Origin of the sequence: Microbacterium sp. SCN 69-37, from assembly GCF_001724435.1 — a bacterium.
GTDB classification, from domain to species: Bacteria; Actinomycetota; Actinomycetes; order Actinomycetales; family Microbacteriaceae; genus Microbacterium; species Microbacterium laevaniformans.
This window is the reverse complement of the sequence record NZ_MEEL01000016.1, coordinates 103108-119909: the sequence shown is the minus strand read 5'-3', so window position 1 is coordinate 119909 and position 16802 is coordinate 103108. Positions and strand designations below refer to the sequence as shown.

Here is a 16802-nt window from a genome sequence, read left to right as displayed (position 1 = left end):
GGACCTCAGCCGAGGATCTGCGCGAGGAAGCGCGCCTGCTCCTCCCATTGGAAGGCCTGACCGCCTTCGTGCTCGTTGAAGTCGTAGACGCGGATCTGCTTGTCACCGCGGTCGATGTGGTTGTAGGCGGCGTAAACGGTCGAGGGAGGGCACACCGGGTCGAGCAGGCCGACGGAGAACAGCGCGGGCGCACTCAGGCGGCGAGCGAAGTTGACGCCGTCGAAATAGGAGAGCGTGTCGAGCACCCGCTGCGTGGCGCCCCGGTGCACCGACAGGTAGCGCACCACCTCGTGGTACGGCTCGCGGTCGGTCATCCCGATCGCGCGCTCGAAATGGCAGAGGAACGGCACGTCGGGCATGACCGCGACGAGGTCCTCGCTCAGCGCTGCCGCGGCCAACGTGATGCCGCCGCCCTGGCTGCCGCCGGTGACGGCGATGCGCGCCGCATCCACCCGGGGAAGGGTGCGGGCGGCGTCGATGAGGCGCACCGCATCGGTGAACACGCGGCGGTAGTAGTAGTCCTCGGGCGATTCGATGCCGCGGGTCATGTAACCGTTGGTCGAGGGTCCCGTGCCGTGCGGATCCGGTGTCGCGCCCGGAGCGCCCCAGGTGGATCCCTGCCCACGCGTGTCCATGAACAGATGCGCGTAGCCGGCCGAGGCCCAGCCGAGCCGCTCGGTCGGAAGCCCGCGACCTCCGCCGTACCCGTTGAACTCGATGACCGTCGGCAGTGCCGCGGCGTCGTCGGAGTATCGGGGCGTGTGCAGCCACGCCTTCACGGGTTCGCCGGCGAACCCCGGGAACGTCACGTCGAACACGTCGATGGTGCTCAGCACGGTCTCCACCGGCTCGACGACGATCTCACCGCCGACGGCGCGCGACTGCGCGATCGTCCGCGCCCAGAACTCGTCGAAGTCGGCCGGCTCGCGCACCGCGGGACGGAACGCTTCGAGGGCGGGGAGGTCGAGATCGAATCGTGGCATCGGGGACTCCGTGTCGGGTGACGCCGGCGCATCGCGGCCGACGTTCCACGATATCGCCCGCGCCGAGACCGGATCGTTGCGGGGCTGTGAGCATCCGCACATGGTCGCGCTGGCAGACTGAAGTCATGGTGACCCTGCTGCTCGATTCGACGCAGCTCGAGGTCGTGCTGTCGGGCGTCGAACGCGCCCTGTCGCGGCGATCGGAGAGCGTGCGCGTCGACAGGTCTCACATCCTCCGGGTGCAGCTGACCGACGACGCCTGGACCTGGCTGCGCGGAGTGCCCAGCCCCGGCACGCAGGTGCGCGGCACCGTCGCGATGGGAACCTGGCGTTCCGCGAGCGGCAACGACTTCGTGCTGGTGCGCCGACGTCGCCGGGCGGTGGTCGTCGATCTCTCCGAGGATGCCGAGTTCGAGCGTCTCGTGCTGACGACTCGTCACGGCGTCGCCCTCGTCCAGGCGTTGCGGCTCGACGGCGACGACGCGTCGGACGTCGTCGAACTCGCCGACTCCTGACGGCCGATCAGGCCACGTCGCGGCGCCAGCTCGTCAGGTAGCCGAGACCGAGGAACACGGCGGCGTACGCCAGCAGCACCACGCCGCCGCCCCACCATGCGAGGGGTGCGGCCCCGCCTGCCCCCATCGTCGCGTAGATGCTGGAGCCGACGAGGGCGTCCGATGCCGCGCCGGGCAGGTAGGCGGTCACCCCCGACACGCCGTCGACCAGCGTCGCCACGGTGCGCGCGATGGGCTCGAGAAACTGTGTGAACGCCAGCACGCCGACGACGGCGGCGACCTGATTGCGCACCAGCGTGCCCACGCCGACGCCGATCAGCGTCCACAGGACGAAGCTCGCCACGATGCGCCCGATCATCGCCCAGGTGTCGGTCTCGCCCAGCCGCGTGTCGATTCCGAACGCCGCGAGCGCCGCCGCGCCGATCCCAACCGCCGCGACGAGCGCGACGGCGGCGTACAGCACGCCCATGACGACTCCGGCGGCCAGCTTGCCGCCGAGGGCGACCCCGCGTCGCGGCGTGGCCAGGAGAGTCGGCGTCAGCGTCTTGTGCCGGAACTCGTTCGTCACGAGCAGCGTGCCGATGAGCAGCGGGAAGACGTAGCCGACCGAGGTGGCGAGGCTGTAGATGAGCGGAGGTAGGCTCGTCGGCGACACCCCGGCACCGCTCGTCGTGCCGCCGGGCAGCGTGCCGCTTGCGACCGCGCCGAACACGGCGGACAGGCCGCCGGCGGTCACGCCGACATAGGCGAGCAGCACGACGGCGAGAACCCACCACATCGCCGTGGTGAACTGCTTCGTGAGTTCCGAACGGGACGCGTTGACGAGGCTCATCGCGGGTCTCCTTCCTCGGCGGCGACCGTGTCGCTGGGGTCGTCCTCGACCGCGTGGATGTACTCGGCGTCCTCGACGCCCGGCTCCGCGTCCTCCGGCGCGGTCGCGGCGGGAACGGCAGCGGCCGTGAGCGGCGGCGTGAGCGGGTCCGGAGCCGGTGCCGCCGGAGCCGCCGGCGTCGGCGCCTGCACCCGTGTGCCGTTCACCAGTTCGAGGAACACCTCCTCCAGCACCGGACCGCGCCGCTGCAGGTGCGACAGGGCGACTCCGGCCGCCGCAGCGATGGCACCGAGATGGGCCGGCTCGGCGCCGCGCACGGAGAAGCCCGAGCGCAGGGGCGTGTACGCGATGCCCGCGGCATCCAGAGCATTCGCCAGCGCCGTGCGGTCGGGGGCATCGATGACCGTCGCCACGTCGTCCGCGCCGACCAGGTCGCCGATATCGCCCTCGAACACGAGCCGGCCGCGGGAGATGACCAGCAGCGCCGACACCGTCTGCTGCACCTCGGCGAGCATGTGCGAGGACACCAGCACCGTTCGTCCCTCGCCGGCCAGCTGGCCGAGGAAGCCGCGCAGCCACTTGATCCCCTCGGGGTCCAGACCGTTCGCGGGCTCATCGAGCACCAGCACGCCGGGATCTCCAAGCAGCGTGTAGGCCAGGCTGAGGCGCTGTCGCATGCCGAGCGAGAAACCGCCCACCTTGCGACCGGCGGCGTCGGCGAGCCCCACGAGGCCCAAGACCTCGTCCACTCGTCCGCGCGGGAGCCCGGCGGCCTGCACGGCGACGGTGAGGTGGCCGGCGGCGGTGCGACCCGGATGGAAGCTGGAGGCCTCGAGCGCGGCGCCCACCGTCTGCAGGGGGTGCCGCAGCTCCGAGTACCGCCGGCCGCCGATGGTGGCGCTGCCCGAGGTGGCGCGCACGAGCGCGAGCAGGATGCGCAACGACGTGGTCTTGCCCGCGCCGTTGGGGCCGAGAAATCCCGTCACGCGGCCGGGCTCGACGCGGGCGGTGAAGTCGTCCACCGCGCGCACCGCACCGAACGTCTTCGTGACCCCACGGAACTCGAGGAGGTGTCCTTCGGGCATCGTCATCCTCTCGTCATCGCCGACCATCGTCGGCCGTTGCCTCCATCCTGCCCGATCGGCCCGCGCCGGCCGGGTGCCCGCGCGGGAGGCGCCGAGACCGACGGCGCGGGTAACGTTGCGAGCGTGAGCGATGCCGCCGAACCCACCGTGCTGGTCCGCACCGTCCGGGGAGTGGGCCACCTGACCCTCAACCGTCCGCGCGCCATCAACGCGCTCGACCTGGACATGATCCAGACGATCTCCGCCGCCCTGGACCGCTGGGAGCACGACGCCGACATCGAGGTGGTGCTGCTGGACGGTGCGGGCGAGCGGGGCCTGTGCGCCGGGGGAGACGTGCGGGGCCTTCGCGAGTGGATCGTCGCCGGCCGGGTCGACGAGACCGCGCACTTCTTCCGCGCCGAGTACGCCCTGAATCTGCGTATCGCCACGTATCCGAAGCCGATCGTCGTCGTCGCCGACGGTGTGACGATGGGTGGTGGCATCGGGCTGGCCGGCCACGCGGCGGTCCGTGTCGTCACGGAACGCTCGCGCCTGGCCATGCCCGAGACACGGATCGGTTTCACGCCGGATGTGGGTGGCTCGTGGCTGCTGGCGCATGCGCCCGGACGGCTCGGCGAGTACCTCGCGCTGACCGGCGAGGCGATGGATGCCGCGGACGCCCTCGCTGCCGGCTTCGCCGATGCGCTGGTGCCGAGCGAGCGGATCGGAGACCTCCGCGGCGCGCTCGCCGATCGTGCCGATCCGGCGACCCCGGCCGAGATCGTGCTGCTGTTCGACGAGACGCCGGGGCCGTCGCGGCTCGTCGCGGCCCGTTCGTGGATCGACGATGCCTTCGCCGCCGACACCGTCGCCGAGATCATCGCGCGGCTGCGTGAGCGGCCCGAGCCGGATGCCGTCGCCACCGCCGAGACGCTCGCGGCGCTCGCGCCCACCGCGTTGACCGTCACGCTGGCCGCCGTCCGTGCCGCCCGGCGGTTGCCGGATCTTCGCGCCGCGCTCGCGCAGGAGTACGGGCTCGTGCTGTGGTTCGCCCAGACCCAGCCCGACCTGCCCGAGGGCATTCGCGCGCAGCTGGTCGACAAGGACCGCGACCCGCACTGGCATCCGGCCGCGTTCGACGACCTCGAGGACGGGCTGGCAGAGCGGGCGCTCGCGTGGGAGCCGCCGCTGGCGCTGTGGGAACCGTGATGAGCCGGACCCGATCTTCGCGCAGATGGTCGATCGGCGTCGCGATCGACCAGTTCTTCTTCGTCTTCGCGGGGCTGGCGGCCATCTGGCTCGCCTATCTGGGGTTCACCGAGAGCTTGACGGTCGGGTGGTGGGGCATCCTCGGCTTCCTGCTGTTCTGGCTGCTGCTGGCCTACCTCGTGCTGCCCCGACTGCACCGGATCCTGACGACGATCTACGTGCCCGACTACTTCATCGGTCGCGCCCGTACGAGCGACGGGCTTCTCGGCGACCCTGTGAACCTCGCCTTCCTGGGAGACGGCGAGCAGATCGAGCGGGTGATGCGGGCCTCGGGGTGGACCAAGGCCGATCCCGTCACCTTCGCGTCGTCCTGGCGCATCGTCACCTCGACCCTGCGTCGCCGCAGCTACCACGAAGCCCCGGTGAGCCCCCTGTTCCTCTTCGGTCGTCAGCAGGACTTCGCCTATCAGCAAGAGGTCGACGGCAACCCGGCGCAGCGCCACCACGTGCGCTTCTGGAAATGTCCGGACGGGTGGCTGCTGCCGGGAGGCCGCCGCGTCGACTGGCTGGCGGCGGGCACGTTCGACACCTCGGTCGGGCTGTCGCTGTTCACCCTGCAGGTCACCCACCGCATCGACGCCGACACCGACGTCGAGCGCGATCACATCGTCTCCACTCTCCGAACCGGCGAGCCGGCCGTGCGGGTGGACGTGATCGCGGACTTCTCCACGGGCTACCACGCCCGCAACGGCGGCGGCGACAGCATCCGCACCGACGGTGACCTGCCCGTGGTCGACGTGCGCGGGGTGCACGTCTCCGAGGAGGCCGTGGCATGAGCGGGGAGCGGAACGTGCGGCCCGAACGGCGACCGTCGTATGAACCGGTGACCCGGCTCCTGCAGCCGATCGCCCACGACCCGGCGATGCCGCGGCCGTCCACGACGGTGACCGGCGCCGCCCTGGTGCTGCTGAGCGCGCTGGTCGGGATCGGCTCGATGGTCGAGGTGGCGGTGAACTGGAAGAGCTATGCGAGCGCGGTCGTGCTCGACCTCGACGGCATCGATGCCACCCCCGATCTGGCTGACGCCTCACTCGCCGTCCTGCTCGTCGTCCTCGGCGCCGCCGTGGTGATACAGCTCGTGTGCGTGATCCTTCTGTTCTTCGGCAGCAACCTCGCACGCGTCGCGGTGATGACCGTCGCCACCCTGTCCATCGCCAGCGCCTTCGCGAGCTGGTGGGCGCGCGATCAGGAGATCACGCTGTTCACGACCCTGCCCGCCCTGGCACTCGACATCCTCGTGCTGCTCGCCCTGTCCAGTCGCAGCGCCGCGGCGTACGCCCGTCGCACCGAGAAGCGCTGAGAGGTCCCGTGTTCGACAGTCCCCTATCCGCGTCCGCCTACGAGGTGCTCGGGGTCGCCGCGGATGCCGCCGACGACGAGCTCCGCAAGGCGTATCGCCTGCGGCTGCGTCAGACCCACCCCGACACCGGCGGCGATGCCGCGCTCTTCGTCCACGTGCAGCGCGCGTGGGAGCTCGTCGGCACGCCGGATGCCCGGAGCGCCTACGATCGCGGTCACGGTTTCGGCGCCTCGGCGCCGGCATACGGTCCGGACGGCGCCGACGGTGACGGCAGCGGCGCCGGCACGAGCTGGCGTCCGCCGTCGCGACCGGCCGACACGCGCCCGCGGGCGCGTTCGTTCGGTCAGCCCGGGGGCTGGCGCCGCGAGCGCTACCTCGATCTCATCCGCGAGTGGGCGGGGCGCGGCACCGAGCTGCCCGACCCCTACGACCCGGCGCTGGTGCGCGCGGCCCCGCGCGAGCTGAAGCGGATGCTCGCGGATGCCCTCGCCGAAGAGGCCAGCGCGCGTGTCATCGGCGACCTGGGAATGGGGTACACGGTGTGGCACGACGTCGCCGTCGACCCGCGTGATCCGTCGCTGAAGGTCGATCACATCGTGCTGGGACCCAGCGGCCTCTACGCTCTGCTCAGCGAGGATCTCGGTGGTCCGGTGCGGCTGCGCCGCGGTGAGCTGATCGGTGACGGTGTCGAGGGTTCTCCGATCGCCGACCTGGTCGCGGGGGCGCGCGTGCTGGCGCGCGCAGCGCGCGTCCGTTTCAGCGGCGCGATCGTGGTGCTGCCCGACGACGACGTCGTCAGCGCGATCGAGGAGATCGGCAAGGTGCGCTCGCTGCCGGTCGCGGTCGTCGCCCGTTCGGCGTTGGCGACAGTGCTCCGGCGGGGCCTGACCGGGGCCCGCGACATCGGCGGCAACGAGCTGTTCGATGTGCGCACACGCCTGCAGCAGACCGTGCGCTTCGTGTGATCCGCTGAGCGGCGCGCGGGCGCCGTCTAGGGTGAGGACATGGACCCCGCCGGCTGGACCTTCGTGATCCTCGGGCTCGCCGTCGTCGCCTTCGTCAGCGGACGGGTGCCGCTGGCCCTCGTCTCGGTCGGGGTCGCCCTCGCGCTCTGGGCGACCGGCGTGCTCACGCTGGGCGAGGCCTTCGCCGGATTCGGCGATCCGACGGTGCTGTTCATCGCCTCCCTGTTCGTGGTCAGTGAGGCGCTGGATGCCACCGGCGTCACGGCATGGCTGGGCCACCAGGTCGTCACCCGCGCGGGCACGGGCAGAGCGCGCCTCACCGTGATCATCGGTCTGCTGGCCGCCGTGCTCACGGCCTTCATCTCGATCAACGGCGCGGTGGCCGCGCTGCTGCCGGTCGTCGTCGTGGTGGCGGTCCGCGCCGGCATCCTCCCCTCGAAGCTCCTCCTCCCGCTCGCCTTCGCCGCGAGCGCCGGGTCGCTGCTGACCCTCACCGGGACCCCGGTCAACATCGTCGTCAGCGAGGCTGCGGTCGCCGCCGGAGGCCGGGAGTTCGGCTTCTTCGAGTTCGCTCTCGCCGGCATCCCCCTCGTGCTGCTGACCGTCGCGATCGTCGCGCTCGGCGGCGGACGCCTGCTCCCGGCCCGCACCGCGGAGCGGCTGGCCGACCTCGCCCCCGATCCGCGAGAGCACGCGCAGACTCTCCGCGACAGCTACGACGTCGACCTCGACACCGCGCGCCTGTTCAGCGTGCGGGAGGGTGTCGCCGAGGTGCTCGTCGCGCCGCGCTCGCGGCTCATCGGCCGCACCGTGTCGGTGGGAATGACGACACGCGACGAGAACCTGGTGATCCTGGCGGTGCGCCGCGGAGACGACGACGGACCGAACGCGTCGCGGGGGACCGGCGTCGCCGGCGCTCTCGTGCTGCAGGCGGGCGACGCGGTGCTCGTCCAGGGACCGTGGGCGGCACTGACGCGCTACGCGCAGTCGCCGGACGTCATCGCGGTCACGCCGCCGCAGACGCTGCAGCGCGCGGTGCCCTGGGGGCGCGGGGCCAAGCGCGCGATCGGCATCCTCGCGGTCATGGTCGTGCTCCTGGCGACCGGTCTGGTCCCGGCCCCGGTGGCGGGACTGCTGGCCGCCGGCGCTCTCGTGCTCACCGGTGTGCTGACCGTCCCGCAGACCTATCGGTCCATCTCGTGGACGACGGTCATCCTCATCGCCGGCATGATCCCCCTGTCCTCCGCCTTCGTGTCCACGGGCGCCGCCGACGTCGTCGCCGCCGCCGTGCTGCGCGTCATCGGTTCCGGCTCACCGCAGGTGGCGCTGCTCGTGCTGTGCCTGCTGACCATGGTGCTCGGACAGTTCATCTCGAACGTCGCCACGGTCCTGGTGGTGATCCCGATCGCCGTCGCGATCTCGCAGACGCTCGGCGTCAGCGTGCAGCCGTTCATGATGGCGCTGACGGTCGCCGGTGCGGCGGCCTTCCTCACCCCCGTCGCGACGCCCGTCAATCTCATGGTGATGCAGCCCGGCGGCTATCGGTTCGGCGACTACGGCAAGCTGGGGCTGCCCCTGATGGTCGTGTATCTCGCCGTCGCCGTGCTCTACGTCCCGCTGATCTGGCCGTTCTGAGGGGCTCAGCCGGCGAGACCCCACAGCTGCAGGGGATGGGTGAGCCGCCACCACGCGTCGGGGTCGGGGATGTCCGCGGTCAGATGGACGCCCACGGTGACCGCATCCAGAGGTCCGCGCACGAGGACCTGGCCGACGGGGGCGTTCGCCGTTCGGGCGCTCCCGAGGTCGAGGGTGGTCGTCGCCGTCGCGGCGGCACCGTTCCAGAGGATCACGGCCGCGTCGGCATCCGTCACGATGTTCGCCGTCGCGCCCCATGCCGTGCTGACGACGCCGGCGAGGGTGCCGGCCGGCATGGTCTTGGGCGTCGAGACCTCCGCCGCGACCTCCGTCAGCAGGCGCGCCGTCTCCTGGTCCCGCGCCTCGCCGGTGGGCTGACCGAGCGCCGTGGCGTAGACCCGCACCGTCGTGGTGCCGACCGTGATGTCCTTCGCGGCGAGGAGGTTGTAGGAGTCGGCGAGACTGCCCGTCTTGAGCCCGACCACGCCGGGGTCGCTGAGCAGGTCGTTCGTGTTGGCGACCTCGCCCGCCCCGGGCAGCTCGACGCTGCGAGTGCGTGCGATCTCGGCCACCACGGGGTTGGCGAGGGCGAGCTGCGCCAGCGCCACCAGAGCGGCCGGCTCGGCGGTGTTGGCGGGGTCGATTCCCGTCGGCTCCGACAGCGTGATGGCCCCGAGGCCGTGCCGGTCCAGCCATGCTCGCGCGGCCTGGGCGAAGACCTCGTCGGTCGGCCAGAGGGTGCTGGCCAGTCGATTCGTGTAGTTGCCCGCCGACCCCATCAGAATGCCCTGCAGCATCTGGTACTCGGTGAGCGTGCCTCCGACGGGGACATCCAGCGCCGACTCGTCGTCCGCCAGATAGTCCCAGTACGTCTGGCGGTCGCGCGAGGTGAAGGTGAACTCCGGCCCGGGCTGTCCGACGCTCAGCGGCATCTCGTCGAGGATCATCAGGACGGTGACGACCTTGGAGATGCTCGCCATCGAGACGGGTGCGCTCGAGGATGCCGCGACGGCCTCGAATCCCGCGACGCCGACGGCGCCGGCGCCCGCGGACGGCCACGCCACGGCCGACACGGTCGCCACCGGTCCGTCGGGCGTGATCTCCCGCACGGTCGGCGCCACGGCCCAGAGCGGCCAGAGCAGCGTCGCGGCCGCGTAGGCGCCGCAGACGCCGATGGCGGTGAGCAACGGCACGACGACGCCGGCGCGCAGCGGGGAGCGTCGCGGGCGTCGAGCAAGCAGGTCGGGAGCCGCACCGCCCGCGATCGGCGTATCCACCGCGTCGGTGACGGTCTCGTCGTCGACCCAGGCGAGCGCGCGGCGGCCCGCGCGATTGCGGACGACGATGGTGTCGGTCGGGGCGGTGCTCTCCCGCAGCGCGCGGCGCGACGGCAGGGGCGCGTCGTCCGAGGTCACCCGCCCAACGTACCCGTTCGCCGCTATACTCGAGCGCACAACCACGGGAGTCCGGTGAGCCGGGCTGAGAGGAAGCGATCCACGCTTCGACCGTCGAACCTGATCCGGATCATGCCGGCGCAGGGAGGAGAGAATATGCACGCGTCTGCGTCCCCGTCCACCGCCACCTCGTCGGATGCCGCGGCATCCCATTCCCGCATCGGTGTCGGCCGTCTGCGCTGGAGAGTCGTCGACATCGTCGTCGCCAGCGTCATCGGCGTCGCATCGGGCCTGATCTTCCTGCTCTGGAACATCGGCTACCTCGGCCCCAAGAGCCTGCTCGACCCGCTGCTGCCCGGCATGCAGGGCCTGCTGGACGGTCCGTGGTTGTTCGCCGGCGTGCTCGGAGCGCTCATCATCCGCAAGCCCGGAGCGGCGCTGTACACCGAGACGCTCGCTGCCGTCGTCTCCGCCCTCGTCGGCAACCAGTGGGGCGGCTTCCTCACTCTGGAAGCCGGGCTGGTCCAGGGGCTCGGAGCCGAGCTCGTCTTCCTGCTGTTCCTCTACCGGGCGTGGAAGCTGCCGGTCGCGATCCTCGCCGGAGCCGGCGCGGCGATCGCGGGGGGCATCAACAACCTGATCCTCTGGTACGCCGGGGCCGACGCCGCGTTCACCGTGATCTACATGATCTGCACCACCCTCTCGGGCGCCGTCATCGCCGGAGCCCTGTCGTGGGTGCTCGCCCGGGGCCTTGCCGCGACCGGCGCACTGGATCGTTTCGCCGTGGGGCGCGAACGCCGCGACCTCGTCTGACGTGGCGGTCGACCTCGGCGGATCGGTCGCGCCGGCAACGGTCAGCGCCCACGGATGGGGCTGGCGACATGCGTCACGGCGGGCCTGGGCGGTGCGCGACGTCTCGTTGCGCATCGACCCGGGTGAGCGCGTGCTCCTGCTCGGCGCTTCCGGCGCGGGCAAGTCGACCCTGCTCCAGGGACTTGCCGGGGTGCTGGGCGGCGACGAAGAAGGAGAGTCGGCGGGAGCGCTGCTGATCGACGGGGCACCGGCCGCGGCGGCGCGCGGACGGGCGGGCCTCGTGCTGCAGGACCCGGACGCGCAGGTGATTCTGGCGCGGGTGGGCGACGACGTCGCCTTCGGATGCGAGAACCTGGGCGTGCCGCGCGAGGAGATCTGGCCGCGGGTGCACGCCGCACTGGATGCCGTGCGGCTGGACGTCGGCATCGACCGGCCGACGCAGGCGCTGTCGGGCGGGCAGAAGCAGCGGCTCGCGCTCGCCGGCGCGCTGGCCATGCGGCCGGGCCTGCTCCTGCTGGACGAGCCGACCGCCAATCTCGACCCGGCCGGTGTCGCCGACGTCCGCGACGCTGTGGGGCGCGTTCTCGACGGCACCGGGGCGACGCTCGTGGTCGTGGAGCATCGGGTCGACGTCTGGCTCCCGCTCGTGGACCGGGTGATCGTGCTCGGGGCGGAGGGGCTGCTCGCCGACGGCCCGCCGCAGAGCGTGCTCGGCGCGCGGGCGGCCGAGCTCGCCGACGCGGGTGTCTGGGTTCCCGGCATCCCGGCGACGGTGCCGCCTCCGCCCGCCGCAGCCGCGGGCGACGACCTGCTGCGCGCGGGGGACCTGGCCGTCGCGCGCGTGCGCGGCGTGCCGGTCGCCACGGGCATCGATCTCGAGGTCCGCGCCGGGGAGGCGCTCGCCATCACGGGGCCCAACGGGGCCGGCAAGTCGACTCTCGGCCTCACTCTCGCGGGACTGCTGCGGCCGGCATCCGGCGACCTGTCGGCCTCGGCGACGCTCGCCGCCGGCGCCGCGCCGACACCGATCGCGTGGCGCTCACGTGAGCTTCTCACCCGTGTCGGCACCGTCTTCCAGGACCCGGAGCATCAGCTGCTCGCCCGGTCGGTACGCGGCGAGCTCGAGGTCGGGCCGCGCGCGCTCGGAATGGACGAGGCCGCGTCTGCCGCCCGCGTGGACGAGCTGCTGGAGCGGCTGCGGCTGACCGCGCTGGCCGCCGCCAACCCGTACACGCTCTCGGGAGGGGAGAAGCGCCGTCTCACCGTCGCCGCCGTCCTCGCCACCGCCCCCCGCGTCCTGGTGCTGGACGAGCCGACCTTCGGTCAGGACGCGCGCACGTGGGCGGAGCTGGTCGCGCTGCTGGCCCGCCTGCGCGACGAGGGGTCGGCCATCGTAGCGATCACCCATGACGAGGCCGTCGTCGATGCGCTTCACGCCCGGCGTTTCGCGCTGACTGCGGATGCCGCGGCATGAGCATGCTCGCCGCCGACACCCGCACCCGGCCCGGCGTCATCGCGCGGGTCAATCCGGTCGCCAAACTCGCCGCCAGCGCGGTGATCGCCCTGCCGCTGATCGTGACGCTGGATTGGGTGTCGGCCGCGGTCGCGCTGGCGCTGGAGAGCGTCCTGTTCGTGTTCGCGGGGCTGCGGTGGCGGGAGTTCTGGATGCGGACCTGGCCCGTGTGGCTGGCCGCGCCGCTGACGGCGCTGACGATCGCGCTCTACGGCGCGGCGTCCGGGCAGGTCTACGTCGAATGGTTCGTCCTGCGCATCAGCGAGGGGTCGCTCGCGCTGGCGGTCGCGACCTTCTTCCGCGTGCTGGCCGTGGCCCTGCCCTCGGTCGTGCTGTTCGTCACCGTCGATCCCACTGATCTCGCCGACGGCCTGGCCCAGGTGTGGCGCCTGCCCGCACGGTTCGTGCTCGGCGCGCTGGCGGGCCTGCGCATGGTCGGACTGTTCCTCGAGGACTGGAGGGCTCTGGAACTCGCCCGCCGGGCACGCGGCATCGCCGATCAGGGGCGTGTTCGCCGCTTCGCCGGCATGGCCTTCGCCCTGCTCGTGCTCTCCATCCGCCGCGGTTCCAAGCTCGCCACCTCGATGGAGGCGCGCGGCTTCGGCGCTCCCGGCCGCCGCACGTGGGCCCGCGCCTCCCGCTTCGGCAGGCGCGAATGGACGCTCGTGGCGGTGGGCGTCGCGATCTCCGCCGTCTCGGTGTCGGCCGCGGTTGCGGCGGGCACGTGGAACTTCATCCTCGGGCCGCGCTGAGCGGCAGCTCCACGATGCGGCGGGCGAGAGCCTCCTCGACGACCAGTTCGGTGATGAGCCCCGCCGCCAGCGCGCCGCGCAGCGCGTCGATCTTCGACAGGCTCGACACCGCACACAGGCGACGGGGGATGCGGCGGATGACGTCGAACGACGGACCGCTCGAGCGATCGTTGAGCTCGATGCCGCCGGTCGAGCCATCCAGCCGGTAGAACACCGTGGCGCAGTCGCCGACGACGCCGTCGCGCAGCAGCACCCGCAGATCCTCGCCGGTCAGGTAGCCGCCGGCATAGACGTGCGAGGGAACGTCCGCCTGGGGCGAGCCGAGCCCGAAGACGAACACCTGCACGCGCGCCTGCGCCTCCACGACGCGGCGGATGGAGCGCTCCCGCCACAGCAGCTGCTTCGTGTGCGGGTCATCGAACAGCGCCGGCACGGGAAACTGCTGCACGTCGGTGCCGAAGGCCTGCCCGAAGCGTTCCAGAATGGCCCCCGAGTAGCTGATGCCCGAGGTCGACTCGTTGGCCGCGCCGTTCATCTGCACGATCTGCGATTCGTGCAGCCGCTTGGTCGGCAGATGACGGGCGATCGCCGACACGGTCGCGCCCCAGGCGATGCCGATGCTCGCCTGGGGATCGAGCGTGGTCGACAGGACGTGCGCCGCGGTGCGCGCGGTGCGCTCGAGGCGCGCGGCGTCGGTGGAACGCGGCGGCGTGCTGACGACGTGCACCGAGATGCCGTAGCGCTCGGACAGACGCCGGGCGACGACGCTCGTGGCCTCCTGTGGCGAATGAACCGTGATCTCCACCAGGCCGATCTCGCGGGCGTGAGCGATCAGGCGCGAGACCGATGATCGCGACAGCTTCATCTCGGAGGCGATCTGCTCCATCGTCTGGTCCTGCACGTAGTACAGCTGCGCGGCGTGCAGCGCGTCACGGGCTCGCGCCTCGGCGTCGGTCTCGATGCTCACGTGTCCTCCTGATCATGAACATTCCTCCTGCACATTCGTGCAGGGTGCGGGCTACGATGCACGTATGTTCAGATCGTTTGCGCGTTCGTTCACCGGCGTTTCAGTGTAGATCCGTTCCGCCGTGAAAAACGCGCGGCGAGACACTGCGAAGCCGCGGAAGGAAGAGCGATGACCGAGTCGAAGGCGACGATCCGTCCGAACATCCAGGCCCTGAAGGACCGCCCCCACGCGGACGTTCTCATCATCGGGGGTGGAATCAACGGCATCGCGACGTTCCGCGACCTCGCGCTGCAGGGCGTCGACGTCGCCCTCGTGGAACGCGACGACTACGTGAGCGGCGCGTCCTCGGCATCCAGCCACATGATCCACGGCGGTGTGCGGTATCTGGAGAACGGCGAGTTCCGCCTCGTGAAGGAGTCGGTGACCGAGCGCAACCGGCTCGTGCGCAACGCGCCCCACTTCGTGCGCCCGCTGCCCACGACGATTCCGATCCACCGCACCTTCTCGGGCATCCTCACTGCGCCCTTCCGTCTGCTCGTCACGCACGGCCGCGGCAAGCCGAGCGAGCGCGGTGCGCTGCTGATCAAGCTCGGTCTCGTCATGTACGACACCTTCTCGCGCGACGGGGGTGCCGTGCCGCGCCACCGCTTCCACGGCCGTCGCCGCTCGCGCGAGCTGTTCCCCGACCTCGACGACCGGTTCCGCTACACCGCGACCTACTACGACGCCTCCATGCACGACCCCGAGCGGCTCGCGCTCGACGTGCTGCGCGACGGCGCCCGGGAAGAGTCCGCGCGCGCCGCGAACTACGCGCCCGTCGTCGCCGCCGACGGCAAGGCGGTCATCATCCGCGACGCCGTCACCGGCGAGGAGTTCCCCTTCACTGCCGACGTCGTCGTCAACACGAGTGGGCCGTGGACCGACATCACCAATGGCGCTCTGGGTGCCCCCACCCGCTTCATGGGGGGGACGAAGGGCTCGCACATCGTGCTGGAGAACCCGGAGCTGCTGGAGGCGACCCGCGGCAACGAGATCTTCTTCGAGGCGGCCGACGGCCGGATCGTGCTGATCTACCCGCTGAAGGGCCGCGTGATGGTCGGCACGACCGACATCGACGCCGACCCCTCGACTCCGACCGTCTGCACCGACGACGAGATCTCGTACTTCTTCGATCTCATCGCCCAGGTCTTCCCGCACATCGCGGTGGACCGCTCGCAGATCGTCTACACGTTCTCGGGTATCCGTCCGCTGCCGCGTCACGACGACGTCGCGCCCGGCTTCGTGTCGCGCGACTACCGCATCGAGAAGGCGCGGCTGGGCGGGGCCGCCGGCGTTCCGGTGATGAGCCTGGTCGGGGGGAAGTGGACGACTTTCCGCGCCCTCGCCGAGCACCTGTCCACCGAGGTGCTCGCCGCTCTCGGACGCCCGCGTCGGATCTCGACGCTCGACCTCGCGATCGGCGGCGGCGCCGGATACCCGCGCACCGACGCCGACCGGTCCCGCTGGCTCGAAGCTCACCGCGGAGCCCACAGTGCCGCCTTCGCCGATCGCATGCTGGAGCGCTACGGCACCTACGCCACCGAGATGCTCGCAACGCTGCCGGTCAACCAGCGTCCGCTCGAGCACGCCCCGGGCTACTCGGCGGAGGAGATCGCCTTCCTGGCCGAGCGCGAGGAGGTGGTCACGCTCATCGATCTGCTCCTGCGCCGCACGCACATCGCCTTCGTCGGTGGTGTCACCGCCGAGACCCTCGCCGAGGTCGCCGAGGCGGCGGCCCCGGTTCTCGGATGGGATGCCGATACCACTCGTGCCCAGATCGACGACGCGGCCCGCGTGCTCCAGGAGCGGCACCGCATCGACGTCGAGACCTCCCACCTTGCGCCCTTGAGCGCATGAGAGGCAGGAGGAGCCGCTTCTAGAATCCGGCGCGGCCTGACGCCGGCATCCCCTTCAGGTCATTCTTCCCGCCCGGCGGCGTCGCCGGGGGAACCTCTGCAGAAAGGTCAATGCTGACATGCAAGACATCAATCTCGGGCTCTACTTCGTGTCAGAGCTCGTCGGGACGGCGATGCTGCTCCTGCTCGGCGGTGGCGTCGTCGCCAACGTCATTCTCGCCAAGTCGAAGGGCTTCGGCGGCGGCACGCTGATGATCAACTGGGGTTGGGGTCTGGCGGTGTTCGCGGGGGTGCTGGTCTCGTCGTACTCCGGTGCGCAGCTGAACCCCGCGGTGTCGATCGCGCTGCTGATCGCCGGGAAGATCGGCGTCGCACAGTTCTTCGTGGCCATCGCCGCGCAGCTGGTCGGTGCGTTCATCGGTGCCGTGCTCTGCTGGCTCGCCTACAAGCAGCACTTCGACGAAGAGCCGGACGCGGCCACCAAGCTGGGCGTCTTCTCCACCGGTCCCGCCATCCGCTCCTACGGCTGGAACCTGGTCACCGAGGTCATCGGCACCTTCGTGCTCGTGTTCGTCATCTTCGCGTTCGCCGACTACGGTGACGTCCAGATCGGCACGCCGGGCGCCCTCGGCCCGCTCACCGCCGTCCCCGTCGCCCTCCTCGTGGTCGGCATCGGCGCCTCGCTCGGTGGCCCGACCGGCTACGCCATCAACCCCGCCCGTGACCTCGGTCCCCGCATCGCGCACGCGATCCTGCCGATCAAGGGCAAGGGTTCCAGCGACTGGTCGTACGCGTGGGTCCCCGTCGTCGGCCCGCTGCTCGGTGGCACGATCGCCGCGCTCGCCGCTCCGGCGCTGCTGCACCTCGCGCACATCTGATCCGTTCCCGATCCTCAACACAGACAC

Annotated in this window: 16 protein-coding genes and 1 riboswitch; of the genes, 11 read left to right on the top strand and 5 right to left on the bottom strand. The window is 71.4% G+C overall.

The features are described from left to right. Positions 1–5: 5 nt before the first annotated feature. A complete protein-coding gene (locus tag ABS64_RS01905; RefSeq protein WP_016464104.1) occupies positions 6–983 on the bottom strand; it encodes an acetylxylan esterase in 978 nt (325 codons plus the stop codon). A gap of 125 nt (positions 984–1108) precedes the next feature. On the opposite strand from ABS64_RS01905, the gene ABS64_RS01900 reads away from it, so the two are divergent. Further along, positions 1109–1498 carry a hypothetical protein gene (locus ABS64_RS01900; protein WP_292680389.1) on the top strand — a complete coding sequence of 130 codons (390 nt, stop codon included), beginning with the start codon at positions 1109–1111 and terminating at the stop codon, positions 1496–1498. A 7-nt stretch (positions 1499–1505) separates the two neighbouring features. Here ABS64_RS01900 and ABS64_RS01895 read toward each other — a convergent pair whose 3' ends face one another. Together ABS64_RS01895 and ABS64_RS01890 are read right to left on the bottom strand one after the other, a co-directional pair. After that, a complete protein-coding gene (locus tag ABS64_RS01895; RefSeq protein WP_016464105.1) occupies positions 1506–2330 on the bottom strand; it encodes an ABC transporter permease subunit in 825 nt (274 codons plus the stop codon). Next, on the bottom strand, positions 2327–3415 hold the full coding sequence (locus tag ABS64_RS01890; protein WP_292680386.1) for an ATP-binding cassette domain-containing protein: 1089 nt from the start codon (positions 3413–3415) through the stop codon (positions 2327–2329). The genes ABS64_RS01895 and ABS64_RS01890 overlap by 4 nt, the downstream gene beginning before the upstream one ends. A 123-nt stretch (positions 3416–3538) precedes the next feature. Here ABS64_RS01890 and ABS64_RS01885 point away from each other — a divergent pair, with 123 nt between their 5' ends. The 5 genes from ABS64_RS01885 to ABS64_RS01865 are packed head-to-tail and all read left to right on the top strand — an operon-like array spanning position 3539 to position 8563. After that, positions 3539–4603 carry an enoyl-CoA hydratase/isomerase family protein gene (locus ABS64_RS01885; protein WP_036285677.1) on the top strand — a complete coding sequence of 355 codons (1065 nt, stop codon included), beginning with the start codon at positions 3539–3541 and terminating at the stop codon, positions 4601–4603. After that, positions 4603–5439, top strand: coding sequence for an LssY C-terminal domain-containing protein (locus ABS64_RS01880; protein ID WP_292680384.1), 837 nt, complete (start codon positions 4603–4605; stop codon positions 5437–5439). The genes ABS64_RS01885 and ABS64_RS01880 overlap by 1 nt, the downstream gene beginning before the upstream one ends. After that, a complete protein-coding gene (locus tag ABS64_RS01875; protein WP_292680382.1) occupies positions 5436–5963 on the top strand; it encodes a hypothetical protein in 528 nt (175 codons plus the stop codon). Before ABS64_RS01880 ends, ABS64_RS01875 begins: the two co-directional genes overlap by 4 nt. Positions 5964–5971: 8 nt before the next feature. Then, on the top strand, positions 5972–6928 hold the full coding sequence (locus ABS64_RS01870; protein ID WP_288121395.1) for a DnaJ domain-containing protein: 957 nt from the start codon (positions 5972–5974) through the stop codon (positions 6926–6928). A 39-nt stretch (positions 6929–6967) separates the two neighbouring features. Further along, the gene (locus ABS64_RS01865; RefSeq protein ID WP_061683868.1) at positions 6968–8563 is read left to right on the top strand and encodes an SLC13 family permease; all 1596 of its coding nucleotides are present in this window, start codon (positions 6968–6970) and stop codon (positions 8561–8563) included. Positions 8564–8568: 5 nt separating this feature from the next. Here ABS64_RS01865 and ABS64_RS01860 read toward each other — a convergent pair whose 3' ends face one another. Further along, positions 8569–9978 (bottom strand): D-alanyl-D-alanine carboxypeptidase, encoded by a 1410-nt coding sequence (locus ABS64_RS01860; RefSeq protein WP_292680378.1) that lies wholly within the window; start codon positions 9976–9978, stop codon positions 8569–8571. A 33-nt stretch (positions 9979–10011) separates the two neighbouring features. Beyond that, positions 10012–10121, top strand: a riboswitch (TPP riboswitch). On the opposite strand from ABS64_RS01860, the gene ABS64_RS01855 reads away from it, so the two are divergent. The 3 genes from ABS64_RS01855 (at position 10114) to ABS64_RS01845 (ending at position 13035) form a co-directional block, all read left to right on the top strand. Beyond that, positions 10114–10770: an ECF transporter S component gene (locus tag ABS64_RS01855; protein WP_292680377.1), complete on the top strand. Its 657-nt coding sequence runs from the start codon at positions 10114–10116 to the stop codon at positions 10768–10770. It overlaps the preceding riboswitch by 8 nt. A gap of 1 nt (position 10771) precedes the next feature. After that, positions 10772–12244, top strand: coding sequence for an ATP-binding cassette domain-containing protein (locus ABS64_RS01850; protein ID WP_292680375.1), 1473 nt, complete (start codon positions 10772–10774; stop codon positions 12242–12244). Next, the gene (locus ABS64_RS01845) at positions 12241–13035 is read left to right on the top strand and encodes an energy-coupling factor transporter transmembrane component T (protein ID WP_292680373.1); all 795 of its coding nucleotides are present in this window, start codon (positions 12241–12243) and stop codon (positions 13033–13035) included. The genes ABS64_RS01850 and ABS64_RS01845 overlap by 4 nt, the downstream gene beginning before the upstream one ends. On the opposite strand, the gene ABS64_RS01840 is transcribed toward ABS64_RS01845, so the two are convergent. Further along, positions 13016–14002 carry a sugar-binding domain-containing protein gene (locus tag ABS64_RS01840; protein WP_292680372.1) on the bottom strand — a complete coding sequence of 329 codons (987 nt, stop codon included), beginning with the start codon at positions 14000–14002 and terminating at the stop codon, positions 13016–13018. The genes ABS64_RS01845 and ABS64_RS01840 overlap by 20 nt on opposite strands. A gap of 168 nt (positions 14003–14170) precedes the next feature. Here ABS64_RS01840 and ABS64_RS01835 point away from each other — a divergent pair, with 168 nt between their 5' ends. Beyond that, positions 14171–15898 carry a glycerol-3-phosphate dehydrogenase/oxidase gene (locus tag ABS64_RS01835; RefSeq protein ID WP_292680370.1) on the top strand — a complete coding sequence of 576 codons (1728 nt, stop codon included), beginning with the start codon at positions 14171–14173 and terminating at the stop codon, positions 15896–15898. 118 nt (positions 15899–16016) lie between these two features. Continuing rightward, positions 16017–16775: an MIP/aquaporin family protein gene (locus ABS64_RS01830; protein ID WP_016464114.1), complete on the top strand. Its 759-nt coding sequence runs from the start codon at positions 16017–16019 to the stop codon at positions 16773–16775. Positions 16776–16802: the final 27 nt, after the last annotated feature.

Coding starts and splice junctions, on each gene's coding strand:
- ABS64_RS01880 (WP_292680384.1), top strand. CDS start 4,603: ATGAGCCGGACCCGATCTTCGCGCAGATGGTCGATCGGCGTCGCGATC.
- ABS64_RS01900 (WP_292680389.1), top strand. CDS start 1,109: ATGGTGACCCTGCTGCTCGATTCGACGCAGCTCGAGGTCGTGCTGTCG.
- ABS64_RS01895 (WP_016464105.1), bottom strand. CDS start 2,330: ATGAGCCTCGTCAACGCGTCCCGTTCGGAACTCACGAAGCAGTTCACC.
- ABS64_RS01865 (WP_061683868.1), top strand. CDS start 6,968: ATGGACCCCGCCGGCTGGACCTTCGTGATCCTCGGGCTCGCCGTCGTC.
- ABS64_RS01905 (WP_016464104.1), bottom strand. CDS start 983: ATGCCACGATTCGATCTCGACCTCCCCGCCCTCGAAGCGTTCCGTCCC.
- ABS64_RS01855 (WP_292680377.1), top strand. CDS start 10,114: ATGCACGCGTCTGCGTCCCCGTCCACCGCCACCTCGTCGGATGCCGCG.
- ABS64_RS01830 (WP_016464114.1), top strand. CDS start 16,017: ATGCAAGACATCAATCTCGGGCTCTACTTCGTGTCAGAGCTCGTCGGG.
- ABS64_RS01875 (WP_292680382.1), top strand. CDS start 5,436: ATGAGCGGGGAGCGGAACGTGCGGCCCGAACGGCGACCGTCGTATGAA.
- ABS64_RS01845 (WP_292680373.1), top strand. CDS start 12,241: ATGAGCATGCTCGCCGCCGACACCCGCACCCGGCCCGGCGTCATCGCG.
- ABS64_RS01890 (WP_292680386.1), bottom strand. CDS start 3,415: ATGCCCGAAGGACACCTCCTCGAGTTCCGTGGGGTCACGAAGACGTTC.
- ABS64_RS01835 (WP_292680370.1), top strand. CDS start 14,171: ATGACCGAGTCGAAGGCGACGATCCGTCCGAACATCCAGGCCCTGAAG.